The sequence below is a fragment of the Maribacter spongiicola genome, assembly GCF_004364165.1.
GTDB lineage: Bacteria > Bacteroidota > Bacteroidia > Flavobacteriales > Flavobacteriaceae > Maribacter > Maribacter spongiicola.
This window is the reverse complement of sequence record NZ_SOAY01000017.1, coordinates 72,656-90,415: the sequence shown is the minus strand read 5'-3', so window position 1 is coordinate 90,415 and position 17,760 is coordinate 72,656. Positions and strand designations below refer to the sequence as shown.

Annotated in this window: 9 protein-coding genes; 5 read left to right on the top strand and 4 right to left on the bottom strand. The window is 35.9% G+C overall.

Features of this window, described 5'->3' with window-relative positions; translation table 11 throughout:
* A complete protein-coding gene (locus CLV90_RS18605) occupies window positions 1-219 on the top strand; it encodes a putative signal transducing protein (RefSeq protein WP_243835576.1) in 219 nt (72 codons plus the stop codon).
* A 57-nt stretch (window positions 220-276) separates the two neighbouring features.
* Here CLV90_RS18605 and CLV90_RS18600 read toward each other — a convergent pair whose 3' ends face one another.
* Window positions 277-1,215 carry a 3-keto-disaccharide hydrolase gene (locus CLV90_RS18600; RefSeq protein ID WP_133689015.1) on the bottom strand — a complete coding sequence of 313 codons (939 nt, stop codon included), beginning with the start codon at window positions 1,213-1,215 and terminating at the stop codon, window positions 277-279.
* 194 nt (window positions 1,216-1,409) lie between these two features.
* On the opposite strand from CLV90_RS18600, the gene CLV90_RS18595 reads away from it, so the two are divergent.
* Both CLV90_RS18595 and CLV90_RS18590 read left to right on the top strand, forming a co-directional pair.
* Window positions 1,410-4,841, top strand: a complete 3,432-nt coding sequence (locus CLV90_RS18595; protein WP_133689014.1) for a HEAT repeat domain-containing protein — start codon at window positions 1,410-1,412, stop codon at window positions 4,839-4,841.
* A gap of 233 nt (window positions 4,842-5,074) precedes the next feature.
* Window positions 5,075-6,901: a hypothetical protein gene (locus tag CLV90_RS18590; RefSeq protein WP_133689013.1), complete on the top strand. Its 1,827-nt coding sequence runs from the start codon at window positions 5,075-5,077 to the stop codon at window positions 6,899-6,901.
* Here the strand turns inward: CLV90_RS18590 and CLV90_RS18585 are convergent.
* Window positions 6,891-7,832, bottom strand: a complete 942-nt coding sequence (locus tag CLV90_RS18585; RefSeq protein WP_133689012.1) for an NAD(P)H-dependent flavin oxidoreductase — start codon at window positions 7,830-7,832, stop codon at window positions 6,891-6,893. The two genes, CLV90_RS18590 and CLV90_RS18585, sit on opposite strands and share 11 nt — an antisense overlap.
* Window positions 7,833-7,990: 158 nt before the next feature.
* Window positions 7,991-9,181, bottom strand: a complete 1,191-nt coding sequence (mnmA, locus tag CLV90_RS18580) for a tRNA 2-thiouridine(34) synthase MnmA (RefSeq protein ID WP_133689011.1) — start codon at window positions 9,179-9,181, stop codon at window positions 7,991-7,993.
* Window positions 9,182-9,511: 330 nt separating this feature from the next.
* Here mnmA and CLV90_RS18575 point away from each other — a divergent pair, with 330 nt between their 5' ends.
* Window positions 9,512-11,383: a fasciclin domain-containing protein gene (locus tag CLV90_RS18575; RefSeq protein WP_133689010.1), complete on the top strand. Its 1,872-nt coding sequence runs from the start codon at window positions 9,512-9,514 to the stop codon at window positions 11,381-11,383.
* 243 nt (window positions 11,384-11,626) lie between these two features.
* Window positions 11,627-14,128 (top strand): fasciclin domain-containing protein, encoded by a 2,502-nt coding sequence (locus CLV90_RS18570; RefSeq protein WP_243835574.1) that lies wholly within the window; start codon window positions 11,627-11,629, stop codon window positions 14,126-14,128.
* 250 nt (window positions 14,129-14,378) lie between these two features.
* Here the strand turns inward: CLV90_RS18570 and CLV90_RS18565 are convergent.
* The coding region (locus CLV90_RS18565; protein WP_166638613.1) for a T9SS type A sorting domain-containing protein at window positions 14,379-17,760 on the bottom strand (3,382 nt) is incomplete at its 5' end.

Here is a 17,760-nt window from a genome sequence, read left to right as displayed (position 1 = left end):
ATGGATTCAAACTATATAAAAGTATTCGGAGGTAATAGCATTGCAGCGAAACGCGTAGAACTTGCATTAAAAGAAAATAACATTGAACCTATTCTTAAAGACGAAACCGAATCTGCACGCCTTGCAGGTTTTGGAACTCCTTTACCTGAGTTGGTCGAAATCTTTGTTAATAAAGATGAAGAAGTAAGAGCTTTGGCCATTATTACCGAAATCAACTGAAGTGAATAAAAAAGCCTCCAGAAATGGAGGCTTTTTTAATACGTATATCTTCTATAACTATCCTCTAGTCAGCGGTGTAATTTCTAACTTTCTAAATTCTACCGGTCCATGGTCGCCTTGTATCATAATCGGACCCGCTTCAGCTTCATTATTATCTAAAGCACCACCGGTCATTGCTTCAATATTCTGATTTGATATTACAGTTTTTCCGTTAGCTACAATAGTTACTCTTCTTCCAATTAAGGTAATATCATACGTTTGCCACTCCCCTGCTTTCATAGCTACATTTTCATTCGGAGTAAGTAAACCATAGATTCCTCCAAAATAAATTGATGAAGGCTCTAACCCTATATTATCAGCAATCTGTACTTCGTACCGCCCTCTTAAATACATACCGCTATTACTTCCCTCTGGGTATCTAAATTCTGCATGCAATTTAAAATCGTTGAATTTTTCTTCTGACACCAAATTTACTCCAGGCTTTGCACTTGTAAGTATGCCATCTAAAACTGCCCATTGATTGCCAGGCTTCATCTCCCATCCATTTAAATTCTTGCCATTAAAAAGCTTAACCGTCTTACCTTCTTTCGCATTTTCATAATACGGTAGTTTTGGTGATTTTGTCGCAGTCCAATTATAGGTTTTTCCATCTACATAAATCATCGTTCCTGCTAATCCCTCTCCAACAATTTTTCCTTCAAACTCCATATTGGCAGCTCCTGGTTCCCACTGCGGCGGAATTTCAAAAGAAAATAATTCACCGTGCTTTTCAATTTCCGCTACTGGTCTTGCGCTACCAAAAGCATAGGTAAATCTGCCAATCAACGTATTTGTACCTGAGTGTCTAATTTCTAACCAAGAGGGCAATTTTTCTCCTTCTTGATCAATAGTTAAATTCCATTTTCCTTCTAAAGGATGTCCCTCTTGTGCTTGGCTTACATTTGAGCTAAAAACTACAAGAAAAAGGAAAATTAGTGTTGTATTAATAGTATTCATATTGTTTTGGTTTAATAAGTAATCAAATATAGCGGAACTTTTAAATACACTTTCTTAACATTGAATTAAAAGTTGTTCAATTCCAAATTGATAAAACTATACCTTATATGGTTAATAATTTAACCATACCTCAATTTCTTAATTGATTATCTACATTATTCGCTACATTTAAGTTTCAATTAAATCAAACAACAATGACATTCTTTAAAAAATTCCTTTTCGGAATTGTATTCTTATTATTCCTATCTGTTTCCTGCATAAATAAAAAACCTGTTGAAATTCCTCTAACTATTCAACAAGATAGTACAGACTTAATTAAAATGGCTAAAATTGCAAGAGAGACGGTAACTGCGAAGGTTGCTGACGGACTAGTGTTAAGTTTATGGGCATCTGATTCTTTGGCTCCTGATCCTATTGCGATGGATATTGACGATGAAGGAAACATTTACATCACAAGATCGAATAGAAATAAAAACTCAGAATTCGATATTCGTGGTCATAGAGATTGGATGACCGAATCGATTGCCTTTGAATCTGTTGAGGACAGAAGAGCTTTTCTTCACAAAACTTTTGCTCCTGAACTTAGCAAAGAGAATGAATGGTTTCCTGATTTAAATAATGACAGCATTCACGATTGGCGTGATCTTACCGTTGAGCAAGACGAAATTTGGATGTTAGAAGATACCGACAAAGATGGTATTGCCGATGTTTCTACCCAAATCATGAACGATTTTAACGATGAAATCAATGATCAAGCAGGTGCACTTTTAGTTCGAGATAACGATATTTTCGTAGGTATTGGTCCGGGAATGTATCGACTTACCGATACCAATGGCGATAAAATTTTAGATGAAAAAACGAGTATCGCCGATGGTTTTGCTGTGCATATTGGCTTTAGTGGTCATGGCATGTCTGGTGCAATTGAAGGTCCTGATGGTAAAATATATTGGGGAATTGGAGATATAGGTGCAAATATTACTACTGTAGACGGGGAAAATCATAAATACCCAAATGAAGGTATTATTGTAAGAAGTAATCCCGATGGTTCAGATTTTGAGGTTTTTGCCCACGGATTAAGAAATACCCATGAATTTGTTTTTGATGCCTACGGAAATATTATTTCTTCAGATAATGACGGCGATCATAAAGGTGAGAGCGAACGATTGGTACATATTGTAGAAGGTTCTGATGCCGGATGGAGAGCTAATTGGCAATACGGAAAATATACAGACCCTAAAAACAATGGTTATAATGTATGGATGGATGAAAAATTATATATTCCTCGTTGGGAAGGTCAGGCTGCATATATTATGCCTCCAATCCAAAATTTTCATAATGGACCAACCGGAATGAGATATAATCCTGGTACCGCACTTGGCAAAAAATGGATGGATAGGTTCTTTTTAGTTGAATTCGTAGGCGACCCTAGCAGATCAAATATATGGTCGTTCGATCTTAAACCAAAAGGCGCTTCTTTTGAATTGAATACCGATGAATCTATTCTATCGGGCGTATTGCCAACAGGAATAGATTTCGGACCTGATGGTGCTTTATACCTCGCCGATTGGGTTAATGGCTGGGGAAGCAAAAATTATGGTAGAGTATGGAAATTAGACGTTAACGAAGAAACCAATGATCTTGCACAAGAACGTTTGAAAACTCAAGAATTAATGACCCATAATTATGAGGATGAAAAGACTGATAGTTTGGTAAGCTTATTATCATACGGCGATATGAGAATTCGCCAAAAAGCACAGTTTGAACTCGCCAAAAGAACCTTTTGGGGCTACAGGGCTTTAGAAAAGGCGATAACAGAAGAAGAAAATCAATTTGCTCGTATTCACGCCATTTGGGGTATTGGTCAAATAGCTGCAAATGATACAGATGAAGCTAAACCATTACTTAATCTATTAAGTGATAGTGATCCAGAAATTATAGCTCAAAGTGTAAAAGTATTAGGTGATTTAAGATATGAGAAAGCTGCCGACAGTCTTATATCATTAACTACTCATGAAAATGACAGAGTTAAATTCTTTGCCGCACAAGCATTGGGCAGATTAAAATACGAAGATGCCATAACGCCACTTTTAGCTATGATCGAAGCAAATAATGATCAAGATCTATACTTAAGGCATGCAGCTGTATTAGCACTGTCAAGAATTGGTAATGCCGAACCTTTATTAGCACTTGCCAATAGCGAAAACACAAGTTTACGTATTGCCGCAGTTTTGGTATTAAGAAAACTACAAGAGCCTAAAATTTCTATATTTTTATCTGATAAAGATGATTATATCGTAACAGAAACTGCTAGGGCCATAAATGATGACCTTTCTATCGAAGCAGCCCTACCGGCATTGGCAGCGATACTTACTAACGAAAAATTCAAATCTGAACCTTTGTTACGTAGAGCAATTAATGCTGCATTACGTGTTGGTGGTGATGAACAATTAGAAATGCTCATTAATTTTGCCAAACGTAGAAATGTATCTAGCGATTTACGTGGTGAAGCCCTTGCAGCTTTAGGTACATGGAACCAGCCTTCTCTATTAGATCGTGTTGATGGTAGATATAGAGGTGAAATAATCAGAGAAAATGGTCAGTTAGAAGAGAAAATAAAAAAAGATATTCCCTCGTTTCTTAGAGAGCGTCAACCAGAAATTTTAATTGGTATCTCAAAAACTTTGAGCGCAATAGGCATAAACGCATATAATAATGATTTATACGCAATTTTTAAATCAAATTCATCTCCCGAAGTTCGTGCTACAGTATTAACTACTTTAGGTCAATTAAATTTCGATAAGATGGAAGCTGCCATGTCTATTGGCATGCAAGATAAAAATGAAGAAGTGCGTACCGCTGCCGTTGGTCTATTAGGGCAATTAAATTTACCGAAAGAGAAATTACCTGCAATAGTAGATCCTATTTTTAAGAAAGGTTCTGTTTCTGAGCAACAAAGAATGTTAGACGTTCTAGGCGATTTATCCGATGAGAAAAGCAACGCCATTTTAATCAGCCTTATTGACAAAGCCAGTAGAGACCAATTAAAACAAGGTATTTATTTAGATCTAATCGAGTCGGTAAAAGCAACAGAAAATCCAACTTTAATTGCGCAATTAGATAAACTAAAAAAAGCAGGCTATTCCTCCAATTCTTTTCAAGAGACACTTTACGGTGGTAATTGGTGGGCGGGCAGATCTGTTTTCAACAACAACCCAACGGCACAGTGTGTACGTTGCCATGCAGTAGGTGGTTCAGGCGGCGAAGTGGGACCCGCTTTAGATAATATTGGCAATATCTTAAATAGAGAGCAACTACTTGAAGCCCTTATAGAACCAAGTGTAAGATTAGCTCCTGGTTATGGAACCGTAACGATTACTTTGAAAGACGGACAAAAAGTTCAAGGTGTTTTAATTGAAGAGAATAATACGGAGATTTTATTAAGAACATCTGAAGCTGAACCTTTGAGAATTCCATTATTGAGAATTGCTAGTAGAGAAAATTCTTTATCGGCAATGCCTGCTATGGGCCGCATGATTTCTAGAAGAGAACTCCGTGATCTTATAGAGTACCTTGGTTCTTTAAAAAATAAAGTTCGGATTATTGAAGGGGAAGATAAAGAAGTATAAGCTATAAAGAGGAAAGTTCTGCTTTCCTTTTTTTAAACTCACTCACTATCTCCTTAACAATTTCGGCAGACGGTTTTATGTCGTGTATTAAAGCAGATACTTGACCTATTTCTAGTTCGCCATCTTCTAAGTCGCAAAGTCAATATTCATTTTTTTTATGGCATGTTAATTGAGAATACTACATTACTCCAAATAAACTTTTAACGCTTATAACCTGCTTTAAAACCACTCTTATGAAAAAAGGTATTTTATTAGTTTTAGGCTTTTCGGTTTTGTTATTTTCTTTTCTTCAATGCAAGCCCAAACCAGATTTAATAGTTAAAAATCATCAAGAAGACCCATTTAAAAATACTATTACTTCGAGTCAATATTTTAAAATTGACACTAAAAATGATACCGTAATTTCTGGCGAGAATGGAACCACAATCGTATTTCAAAAAGGAAGTTTTTTAGATTCTGATAATAATATAGTCACTGATGATGTTGAAATAGAATTAACCGAAGCGCTTACCATAGATGAGATGATTTTAAGTAACCTCACTACTATATCAGATGGAAAGCTTTTAGAGACTGATGGAATGATTTACTTTAATGCAACCGCTAAAGGCAGACAACTATTTGTAAATCCTGAAAAGCCTGTATATGTAGAAATTCCTACTACCAATCGAAAATCAGGAATGAATGTTTACAAAGGTTTGCGAGATAAGAATGGGAATATGAATTGGGTAAATCCAATTCCAATAGAAAATTATCTTATTCCTTTAGATTTGTTTACGTTAGACTTTTTACCTGACGGATTTGTTGAAACTTTAGAAAAAGAAATGCCTTTTCTTAATCACCAGAAAGTGAATGAAAAGTTCGTTGATAGTTTATATTATAGCCTATACTTTAAAACTGGAAATGAAATTATAGAAGAAACTGTACCAAATACAAATGTTAGCGAATCCTATTATGATAAAGTAAATGAAACAGAATTAGATTCAACTCACTACTCAGAGTTTGACAATTCAGTTAACTATGGAGTTGATCCAGCTGCAATTAAAGCAATAAAAAATAATCAGTTTCAAAATACATTAATTGCCACAAAGCAATTTGAAGAAAGGCTTAAAGTCATGTTTAAAATTTGCCGAAGTGATATCATCGATATTTATGCACAAAATCTTGACAAGAATTTATGGGAAATAGACAGTATTGCTGCTAGCTTATTAGACGATAATGTTTATCAAGAAGATTTTGAAAAATTTGCATCTCAAAAATGGACTAAAATAAAAGTTCCTAATAAAAACTTACTACTCTTAAAAAGTTATTATGAAAATAGATTGCAATTAGTTAAAAATGAATTGACAGAGCAACGTAACAAAGCCGTTAAAGCTAATAATGAGCAAACGAAAAAGGCTAAAGAACTGGTTAATAATTATAAAATATTATTGAATAAAAGAGAAGCCTATCGAATGACTGGTTATGGTTTTGAACTGACCGATACTGGCTGGATTAATATTGACAAAGGTACAATACCCAAAAATTGGGAATATTCGCCTTTAGATTTTTTAGTTACAAATGAAAATACCTTTGACAGGGCATATGGTTATGTTATGTATACCTCAATAAAAAGCCTTTATCGTTTAAAAACAAATGACTCCAAAACGTTTTATGTTGGTAATGAAACACAAAGAGAAATGATAATGCCTAAAGATGAGAAAGCAATTGGTATACTTCTCGCATATAAAAATGATCAAACCTTTTTAGATGTAATTAATTTTCAAACAAATACTGACGCTATATTAAAATTTGATCTTCAAGAATATCCTGAAAGGGAAATTAAAAAGACATTAGCTCAGTTTGAAACTTCAAAACAAGAAAACTCTATACTAGAAGACTTAAAATATTTAGATGCGATTTATCTTGAAGAAATAAGACAAGATAAATTATTACGTGAAAATTATGTAATGGGTCAATTAAGGTCAGTTTCAAGAGCAAATGATACATCATACATGGAATTTGATAAAACCTATGCTATAGATTTGCTTATCGAAACTTGCTTAAATAATGTCAGAAATTAGAAATTTCTGCTTTTCTCTTTCTAAACTCACTAATCAGCTCCTTAACAATATCACCAGCCGGTTTTATGTTATGTATCAAAGCAGATACTTGACCTATTTCTAGTTCGCCATCTTCTAAATAACCTAAGAACATACCTTTCTTAGCACGACCTCTGCCTAAAAGGACTTTTAATTCTTCAGTTGTTGCTCCTTCAGCATATGCTTTTTGTACTTCGTGATAAAACTTGTTTTTAACTAGGCGAACAGGTGCTAATTCTTTTAAGGTTAAATGCGTATCCCCTTCTTTGGCATTTACGACAACTTCCTTAAAGTTAATATGATTTGATGCTTCTTCACTGGCTACAAATCGACTACCTACTTGAACTCCATCAGCTCCTAGTACCATGGCAGCCAACATGGCGCTACCAGTGGCTATTCCTCCAGCTGCAATCAAAGGAATAGTTATTTTTTCTTTCACCGCAGGGATCAACACCAAAGTGGTAGTTTCATCACGACCATTATGTCCTCCTGCCTCAAAGCCTTCTGCTACAATAGCATCTACTCCGGCTTCCTGAGCTTTCAATGCAAACTTTAAACTACTCACTACATGTACCACGGTAATTCCTTTTTCTTTAAGGAAAGACGTCCATGTTTTCGGATTTCCTGCAGATGTAAATACGATTTTTACATCCTCTTCTATAATAATACCCATCAACTTATCAATATCAGGATACAACATAGGTACATTAACCGCAAAAGGTTTCGAAGTCGCTTTCTTGCATTTTTGAATATGCTCAAGTAAAACATCAGGATACATGCTACCGGAACCAATAACACCTAAACCTCCAGCATTTGATACAGCACTAGCTAGTCGCCATCCGCTGGTCCAAATCATTCCTCCTTGAATAATAGGGAATTCTATCTTGAAAAGTTCGGTGATTCTATTTTGCATGAATGAAATAATTTACCAAGAGTTAATTTCCCAAGGCTTTGTGTTGAAAATTCAGTTTAGAATTCGACGCAAGTATCGAAAAACTCAAATCTCGATTATCGAGTAAAAAAGTTACATTTTAAAGTTTCTAAGATTCTCTTTAAAATATAAAATATTAGTTAAGAAATAACGCCCGACCCTATAAGGTCATCTTCAATATACCATGCTACAAATTGACCTTCGGTAATTGCAGATTGCATTTCTTTAAAATCAACATACATACCACCTTCTACTCTATAAATAGTAGCTTCCTGTAGTTCTTGACGGTATCTAATACGTGCTTTCACTTCTAATTTCTCATCAATCTTCAACGCTAAATCTGTACGCACCCAATGTATTTCTTCGTCCTTTACAAACAACGTTCTTCTATATAAACCAGGGTGTGCTTTGCCTTGACCTGTATAAATAACATTTTCATTAACATCTGTATCTATGACAAATAACGGTTCTTTTGTACCACCCACATGCAACCCTTTACGCTGCCCTTTTGTAAAATAATGCGCACCTTGATGTTCACCTACAATTTTACCATCAGTTAAATGATAGACCGGTTTTTCTGCATAAAATTCTAACTCATCGTTTTTATTTAAAAACGATGGTACCGCTCTTTCGTAACTATCAAAAGCTGCCGAAACCTCAACAATTTTACCCGTTTTAGGTTTTAGTTGTTGTTGTAAAAACTCTGGTAATCTAACCTTACCAATAAAGCATAACCCTTGTGAATCTTTTTTATCTGCTGTAATCAAATCCATTTTTTTAGCAATTTCCCTTACTTGTGGCTTGGTCAACTCCCCTATAGGAAATAATGTTTTTGATAATTGCTCTTGCGATAACTGGCATAAGAAATAAGATTGGTCTTTATTACCATCTTTTCCTGCTAATAATTGATATGTCTCAGAACCATCAGAATTATGAAGCGTCCCTTTTCTACAATAATGACCCGTTGCAACATAGTCTGCACCCAACTGCATGGCAATTTTCATAAAAACATCAAACTTAATCTCTCTGTTACAAAGCACATCGGGGTTCGGGGTACGCCCCATTTCATATTCCTTGAACATATAGTCTACTATACGCTCTTTATACTCCGCACTTAAATCAACCGTTTGAAACGGAATACCCAGTTTCTCAGCTACAATTAATGCATCGTTGCTATCTTCTAACCACGGACACTCTTCTGATATCGTTACAGAATCATCATGCCAATTCTTCATAAACAATCCAATAACATCATATCCTTGCTCTTTTAGCAAATATGCCGCTACGCTTGAATCTACTCCTCCAGAAAGTCCTATTACTACTTTTTTCATATCATCTTCTTGGTCGCAACAAAATTACAAAATTTCAATTCAGGAACACATTTTTTTGAACAAGCTTGAAAAGCTCTTAGTACTAAAATTTAGAAGATTAAACGTATTTCTCAAATTGCCATCAACAAATAACATGTTAAACTTTTCTAAATATATATTAAACATATTTTTTATTAATCCGGAGTCAAACCACCATGATACATGTATTTAAAAGCTGACTTTTAGAATAAAAAGGAATTAAGTTGTCATTTTTTTAACATATTGATAATTTTTTCATTTAATATTTTGTTTAGCTTTGAATAAAAATAGTTCAACAATAAATAATAACAAATGAAAAATCTAGGTAAAATTTTAAAATCGACAGCAATGGTAATGCTGTTAGTTTTTGCTGCTTCTTGTAGCGATGATGACAATGATGATCCAGTAATTCTCGTTGAAGAAGATAACATAGTAGAGGCTGCACAAAAAACCAGTTCTCTAACCTCTTTAGTTTCAGCACTTGCAAAGGCTGATGAAAGTGCAAACAATGACTTAATTACCTCTTTAAGCAGTGAAGGTCCTTTTACGGTTTTAGCACCAACAAATGATGCATTCGCAAGTCTTTTAGCTCGATTAGACGGTTTTAACTCATTAGAAGATTTTAATAATGAGCAGTTGCAAGACTTGTTAGCAACAATTTTAAAATATCATGTGGTATCTGGAGCTTCAGTAAGTTCTGGGGATTTAACAGAAGGGCAAACCATAACTACATTACAAGGTGAAACACTAACTGTTAGCATTGCTAACGGTGTTACTTTTACAGATGCCGCAGACGAAGTGGCTACGGTAACTACAGCCGACGTAGAAACACAAAATGGTATTGTGCATATTATCGATAAAGTATTGATTCCTCAAGAAGCTTTAGATGCATTAAACGGTGTCTTATTGACTTCTATTACCGATTTGGCTATATCAGTACCAAGTCTAAGTATATTAGTTGAGGCATTAATAGCTGCTGATGGAGACTTACCTACAGTATTGGCAGGTGACGGTCAATTTACCGTATTTGCCCCAACAAATGATGCCTTTGCTGCGTTTTTAGAAGCAAACGATTTTGCTGCTCTTAGTGATATTCCAACAGATGTGCTTACGCAAGTTTTATTAAACCACGTTGTAACAGGTACCAATTTATCAACCGATTTGGCTACCGGATATGTTTCAACACTTTCAACCGCAGGTCCTAATGATGCAAATCTTAGTATGTTTATAAATATAGAAGATGGTGTTGTGATTAATGGTGTTTCTACGGTTACCACTGCTGACAACAAAGCAATTAATGGTGTAGTTCATATTGTTGATGCAGTAATAGGCTTACCTAACATTGTTGATCATGCAGTAGCAAATCCTAATTTGACATCTCTGGTAGGTGCACTTACGGCAGACGGTAACACAACTTTTACTACATTACTTTCTGATTCAGAAACTGACTTTACAGTATTTGCTCCTTTAAATTCTGCTTTTGACAGTTTTACAAATCCTTCAGATAATGACATCAATAATATTTTAGCAAACCACGTAATTTCTGGTGCAGCTGCTAATGCAGCAAGTCTTTCTAATACATATTTTAACACTGCCGCGACCAACGTAGATGGCGATAATTTAAGTATTTATGTGAATGTTGATGATGGCGTAACATTAAACGGAACAAGTACAGTTGCCGCAGCTGATATCGTTGCCACTAACGGAATTATACATGCGGTAGATATGGTAATTGATTTACCAAGTGTGGTAACGTTCGCAATAGCCGACCCTAACTTCAGTTCACTTGTAGGCGCATTAACCGCTGAAGGTCAACCAGATTTCGTAAGCGTTTTAAGTACACCTACCGGTACAGAACCTGCACCTTTTACAGTTTTCGCACCTACTAACGGAGCGTTTGCAAACTTGGCAGCGGTACCAAGCGGAGAAGTGTTAACAGCTGTATTAAATCATCATGTTATTGCTGGTGCAAATATTGTTTCTGGCGACTTGAGTAACGGATTGGTTTCTCCTGGTACTTTAGAAGGCGACACCTTGACTTTTGCTATCGACGGTGATGGTAATGTTATTATTACTGATGGTTCGGGTAATGCAGGAATTGGTATTATTGCGGTTGATGTTCAAGCTAACAATGGCGTTATACATGCTATCGACACGGTTATGATACCAGACACAACCAACTAATTCATTCCTTTTTTAAAAACGTAAAGAGCCGCAATGTGCGGCTCTTTTTTTTATATGTAAGAAACATCTTTCCAAAACCCAATTATTTTGTTAAACTTTTTTAAAATTTTATTAAACAAAATAATGATTTGCATACTTTAGCAATATGCTATATATCAAGCAAATATATTATTAATATAACAAATAAACTTTGTACATGTTTCAAAATTAAAATTTTTACTTAAACAATCTAAAAACACTATTATGAAAAAAAATCTACCTTTAAAAAATCTCTTTCTTATTCTCACAATCTCATTGTTCATTTGGTCTTGTGATAAAAATGATTCTGAAGAAACCGCAATGTCTGAAACGATGACTATTGTTGAAACCGCACAAAATCAAGATGCTTTATCGTCTCTAGTAGCTGCTCTAAGTACTGCTGATAATTCTGAAGGCACTGATTTAATAGGCACCTTAAGTTCAGATGGTCCATTTACAGTTTTTGCACCAACTAATGATGCATTCACCGAATTACTGGCACAATTAGACGGCTTTGATTCTTTGGCTGATTTTGATACCGACGAAGAAAGAGCAATTTTAACTACAATTTTAACCTACCATGTTGTTGCTGGTGTTGCCGCAAAATCTACGGATTTAACAAATGGAATGAATGTAGAAACAGTTCAAGGAGAAAATTTAGTTATTAATCTAGACGGTGGCGTTTTTATAAACGATGCTACAGAAATAAATGCCGAAGTACTAATTGCCGATGTAGAAGCAAGTAATGGTGTTGTTCATGTAATTAATAAAGTATTATTGCCACAAGCAATTATCGACGCTTTAAATGAAGGTGAAATGACTAACGAAAATGGAACTTTAGTAGATATCGTTATAGCTACTGAACCACTTTCGCTCTTAGAAGCTGCGGTTATAAAAGCAGATTTGGCAACTACACTTAGTTCTGAAGGTCCGTTTACTGTGTTTGCACCTACAGATGACGCATTTGTAGCACTATTGGATATTCTAGGGGATGATTATAATAGTTTAGAAGACTTTGATACAGAAGCAGAAATTGCACTATTAAAAAACATTCTTTTATTCCATGTAATTCCTGCTAAAGTTACATCGGCAGATTTAGCCGCAGGTAATGTTCCAACTGCATTTGAAGGAAATAGTGTAGAGGTAATAGCATCTGGCGATACTTTTGTAATTGGTGATGCATCAGAAGTAAATGCCAATATTACAGGTGTTGACATAATGGCGTCTAACGGCGTTGCCCATACTATAGACAAAGTATTATTACCACAAGAAGCTATTGACTTCGTTTTAGGTTTACAATTAAAAACAATTGTTGATACTGCTGTTGCCACTGACGACTTAAGTTTATTAGTTGATGCCTTAATTCAGGCTGATGCGGGTTTGGTCGCTACGTTGAATAGCGATGGTCCGTTTACGGTTTTTGCTCCTACAAATGCTGCTTTTGCTGCATTATTAGTTGCATTAGGTGATGATTTTAATAGTCTTGCAGATTTTGATACAGATGAAGAAAAGGCGCTTTTAACTAAAGTATTAACGTATCATGTAGTTGCTGGAGCGGCTGCTTTTTCTACGGACTTAACTAATGGTCAAGCTATTGAAACTGTACAAGGTGAAAATGCAACTATTGCTTTAACAGATGGCGGAGTTCAAATAATGGATGCTACCGGTACAAAAGCCAACGTTGCGTTACCAGATGTTGCCGCAAGCAATGGTGTTGTACATGTCATTGATAAAGTTCTTTTACCACAAGAAGTTTTAGATATATTAGCTGCCATGAGCTTAAAAACAATTGTAGATACTGCAATTGCTACAGATGATTTAAGCGTATTGGTAGATGCATTAATTCAAGCTAATGCAGGTTTGGTGGAAACTTTAAACAGCGATGGTCCATTTACGGTGTTCGCACCTACCAATGCTGCCTTTGTTGAGTTGTTAAACACATTAGGTGATAATTTTAATAGCCTTTCTGATTTTGATACTGACGAAGAAAAAGAATTACTTGTTACTATTTTAACCTACCACGTGGTAGCCGGTACAGCAGCTTTTTCAACTGACTTAAGCGATGGTCAACTAATAGACACCTTTCAAGGTGAAAGTGTAGAAGTAACTATTAAGGATGGAACCGTTCACGTAGGTGATGCTACAGACGTCAATGCATCTGTGGTTATAGCAGATGTAGCTGCAAGTAATGGTGTTGTTCATGTAATCAATAAAGTATTACTACCTCAAACTGCGTTAGATGCACTAACACCTGCAACACCAAATATAGTAGAGACCGCTCAAAGTGTTAATGATTTAAGTTTATTGGTCCAAGCTCTTATTCAAGCGGATGCCGGTTTGGTCGCTACACTGAGTAGCGAAGGTCCATTTACTGTTTTCGCTCCTACTAATGCTGCATTTGTAGCTTTATTAAATGATTTGGGCGATAACTTTAATAGTCTTGCCGATTTTGATACCGATGAGGAAAAAGCCTTATTAGCAAAATTACTAACATACCATGTCGTTGCTGGGGCAGCTGTAGCTTCTACAGATTTAACTGACCACCAAGAAATTGGCACAGTGCAAGGCGAATCTTTATTTGCTATTTTAGGTCATGGTGTACAAATAAGAGACAAATCTCATGTCGATGCAAATGTTACTACGGCAGATGTAATGACCTCTAATGGAATAGTACACATTATAGATAAAGTTTTACTTCCACAAGAGATAATTGACGCACTACATTAATATTCAATAAATCAAATTAATTTAAAAACCTTCCTATATCTAGGAAGGTTTTTTTATACCTTAAAAATTCTAACAACAGCATACCCAACTTTAGCATACAATAACCAACCCTTGACAACTAACTTTTTAAATAACCTTCATTTATTTTCATCTTTACCATCCCAAATCTTACCAAACCAAGCCTTAACCAATGGCAAAAGCCCTTTCAAAATTGAAAGGGCTTTTCTATTATTTAATGTTTCAAATAATTCTACTTTTTAGAAATAACCTTTTGAATCAATTTTTCTTTATCAGTCTTCAGAATTAATATGTACATATTCGATTCTAAACTACCGATAGATAATTTATAATTATTCGACCCAACTTTTAATTCATGATTTATTTCTTGTTTTATCAATCTTCCAGTCAAATCGAATAATTCAATAGAGAGTTTTGAACTATAATTTGATTTTAACTCAATATTCAATTCTTCTTTAAATGGAATTGGAAATGCTGATAATTCTATCTTAGTCGAAGTGGCTTTTAAACCACCTGTTCCCTGTGGACATACATTAGCGTGAAGAATAACATAGAAACTATCCATATCTCCAGTATTTATACCTTCAAAGGTATAGGTGTTAAAATCTCCGTTGACATCGTCCTGATAAGGATATAGTCCTGGTGCTACAGTAAGATCGCCATTACTCTTAACTGGAGCTTGATTATTACCAACAAACAGTTGAGTCTCAGTTATTTTATATCCATTTAAGACAGAAACTGTCACATCTACCGATCCGTTATTATAAACAATTATTGCATTTCCAACTAATGCTCCCTTGGTTATATCGCATTGGCCAGCAGCTGCATATAAATCCAATTCATATTCCCCATTAATTGATGGAATTTCATTGGTCCAGCCCCAATTGTTTCCATAGAGATTTGCAATTTCCGTGAAACATGTTCTTACATTCTCATCATTAGATCTAGCGTAAGCCGTTTCGCATTGGTCTATTGTACCTTGTCCACAATCGTTATCGTTTTCTGTAATATCCCATTCACAAGATACCGAGTTCCAAATGGCTGTTTCATTACATTCCGTTTCTGGCATCTCAGGTTGTTCTCCTTCTATATCCCAACCACAAGACTCTGCATTCCATACTACTGTCTCATAACATTCCGTTTCTGGTAGTTCTGCCTGTTCTCCTTCTACATTCCATTCACAAGATTCAGGGTTCCATGCAGCAGTTTCATAACATTCTGTTTCTGGCTCCATTGGCTTTTCACCCATAATCTCCCAATTACAGATATGATCATTCCATACTGCCGTTTCGTAACATTCTGTCAATGGCCTCTCTGGTTGTACGTCAACTATGTCCCATTTACAAGTAGCTTCGTTCCAAACTGCAGTCTGATGACATGCTGTTTCTGGCTCCATTGGCTTCTCGCCTATGATTCCCCAACTACAGGTCTGAACATTCCATACTGCCGTTTCGTAACATTGTACCGTTGGCATCTCTGGTTGTCCGTCAACTATGTCCCAAGTACAAGTAGCTTGGTTCCATACTGCCGTCTGATGACATGCTGTTTCTGGCTCAATTGGCTTCTCACCAATGATTTCCCAACTACAGGTCTGAACATTCCATACTGCTGTTTCGTAACATTGCTTCATTGGCATCTCTGTTTGTTCGTCAATTATGTCCCAAGTACAAGTAGCTTCGTTCCATATCACTGTCTGATTACATGCTGCTTCTGGCTCAATTGGCTTCTCGCCTATGATTTTCCAACTACAGCCCTGATCGTTCCATACTGCAGATTGGTAACATAGAACTTCTGGTGCATCTCCTTTAGTACAGATGTTATCATCACAAGCATCGGGTATACCATCGTTATCAACATCTAAATGGTCATCCCCTTTATCGCATACATCAAAACAATCAGCAATTCCGTCACCATCTTGATCAAAACCTTCATCTATTTTACCATCTCCGTCATTATCAATACCATCACAAACTTCTAATATCTCATTAGGTTCTGATATAGTTATACTACAACGAGAGGTAGCTCCTTTTGCATCGGTTATCGTTACATAATATGTACCTGCACTTAAATTGTCATTCATTTGTTCGGTTACACCATCATCCCATTTAAATGTATACGGTCTAAACCCTCCATGTCCATAAACCTTGGCAGCACCATCGTTACCATTGTAAAGACTAACATTTGAATAAAGGTTAATCCAACAGTACAATTCTTTGGCGATGTCTATTTGACCTCTAGTTTCACATCCTCTAGCATCAGTTACTACTACATTTTGCAATCCATAAGATAACTTATTTGCGGTTTGTGTGATCTCACCATTATCCCATAAATAAGTATATGGAGCTGTTCCTGCCTTTGGAAATACGGTTGCAACACCATCTTTAGTCAAATGATCGGTTGTAAGCTCTATTTGTTCTATATCTACTGTAAAATTATCACAAGTACCTCCTGTTGATTCCGTTATGGTAACACTACATTGTGACGTAGCGCCTTTAGCATCAGTAATGGTAACATAATGAGTACCTGCCGTTAACCCTGAGTTCAATTCATTGGTAGTACCATCATCCCACTTAAAACTGAATGGTCTATAACCACCATTTCCTTTAACAAGTGCCTCTCCATCATCACCTCCATAGACACTAACGTTTTGTTTTAAATTTACCCAACAATACAATTCTTTTGCTATATCTATTTGACAACTTGACACACACCCATTAGAATCTGTGACTACAACTGTATGTAGCCCATAAGTTAATGTAGTTGCAGTCTGCGTCGTCTCACCGTTATCCCATAGATATGTATAATTACCACTTCCTCCATTTGGGTGTACTGTTGCAACACCATCTTTAGTTATGTGATCTGTTGTTAGTTTATCTTGTGTTATTTTACATGTGATAATTTCAGGTACCGTAAGACGAAGTATTTGATCAGCTTCACAGATATCGCCTTTAATGGTTATAACGACGCTTCCATCAAGTCCCGAGTAAGTTTTCTCGTTTACCTCCCAAAAATATGCTCCATCCATACAGATTGAAACTTCGGTAATTAAGGGCATTGGTTTTTCTATAACCTGGATAGTTAACTTTGAAGTATTCGTACACTCGTTATCATTTGGTGTAAATGTATATTCCGTAGTTACTGTATTATTTAATGCCGGTGACCAAGAACCTGAAATTCCATTAAGTGATATAGTAGGTAATTCCGCTAATTCAGCGCCTTCACAAATAGGTTCTATCTCTCCAAATAAAGGATCGTTTTTATCGTTTACGATCACTGTTACCCTAGCAACGTCTGTGCAACCGTTTTCATCAGTTACCGTAACGGTATAATCTCCTGCTGTATCTACTGTTATCCCTGACGTAGTAGCTCCAGTATTCCAGACATAAACATTACTTGATTCATAATCTGCCTTTAGCGTAGTGCTACCGCCTGAACAGATTTCCAATGTTCCACTGATCTCCGCTATCGGTAATGGGTTTATAGTTACCGTCGCAGTAGTCTCGCCTACACAAGTATCTGAATCGGTCACTGTATAGGTCACTTCATAGTCTCCTGCCGGTAAGCCGGTCGTATCAAACAATCCTGTTGGACTTACTCCCGTTCCCGACCAGATT

Excerpts from the sequence above, each read along its gene's own strand:
- CLV90_RS18605 (WP_243835576.1), top strand. The coding sequence starts at position 1 with ATGGATTCAAACTATATAAAAGTATTCGGAGGTAATAGCATTGCAGCG.
- CLV90_RS18600 (WP_133689015.1), bottom strand. The coding sequence starts at position 1,215 with ATGAATACTATTAATACAACACTAATTTTCCTTTTTCTTGTAGTTTTT.
- CLV90_RS18595 (WP_133689014.1), top strand. The coding sequence starts at position 1,410 with ATGACATTCTTTAAAAAATTCCTTTTCGGAATTGTATTCTTATTATTC.
- CLV90_RS18590 (WP_133689013.1), top strand. The coding sequence starts at position 5,075 with ATGAAAAAAGGTATTTTATTAGTTTTAGGCTTTTCGGTTTTGTTATTT.
- CLV90_RS18585 (WP_133689012.1), bottom strand. The coding sequence starts at position 7,832 with ATGCAAAATAGAATCACCGAACTTTTCAAGATAGAATTCCCTATTATT.
- mnmA (WP_133689011.1), bottom strand. The coding sequence starts at position 9,181 with ATGAAAAAAGTAGTAATAGGACTTTCTGGAGGAGTAGATTCAAGCGTA.
- CLV90_RS18575 (WP_133689010.1), top strand. The coding sequence starts at position 9,512 with ATGAAAAATCTAGGTAAAATTTTAAAATCGACAGCAATGGTAATGCTG.
- CLV90_RS18570 (WP_243835574.1), top strand. The coding sequence starts at position 11,627 with ATGAAAAAAAATCTACCTTTAAAAAATCTCTTTCTTATTCTCACAATC.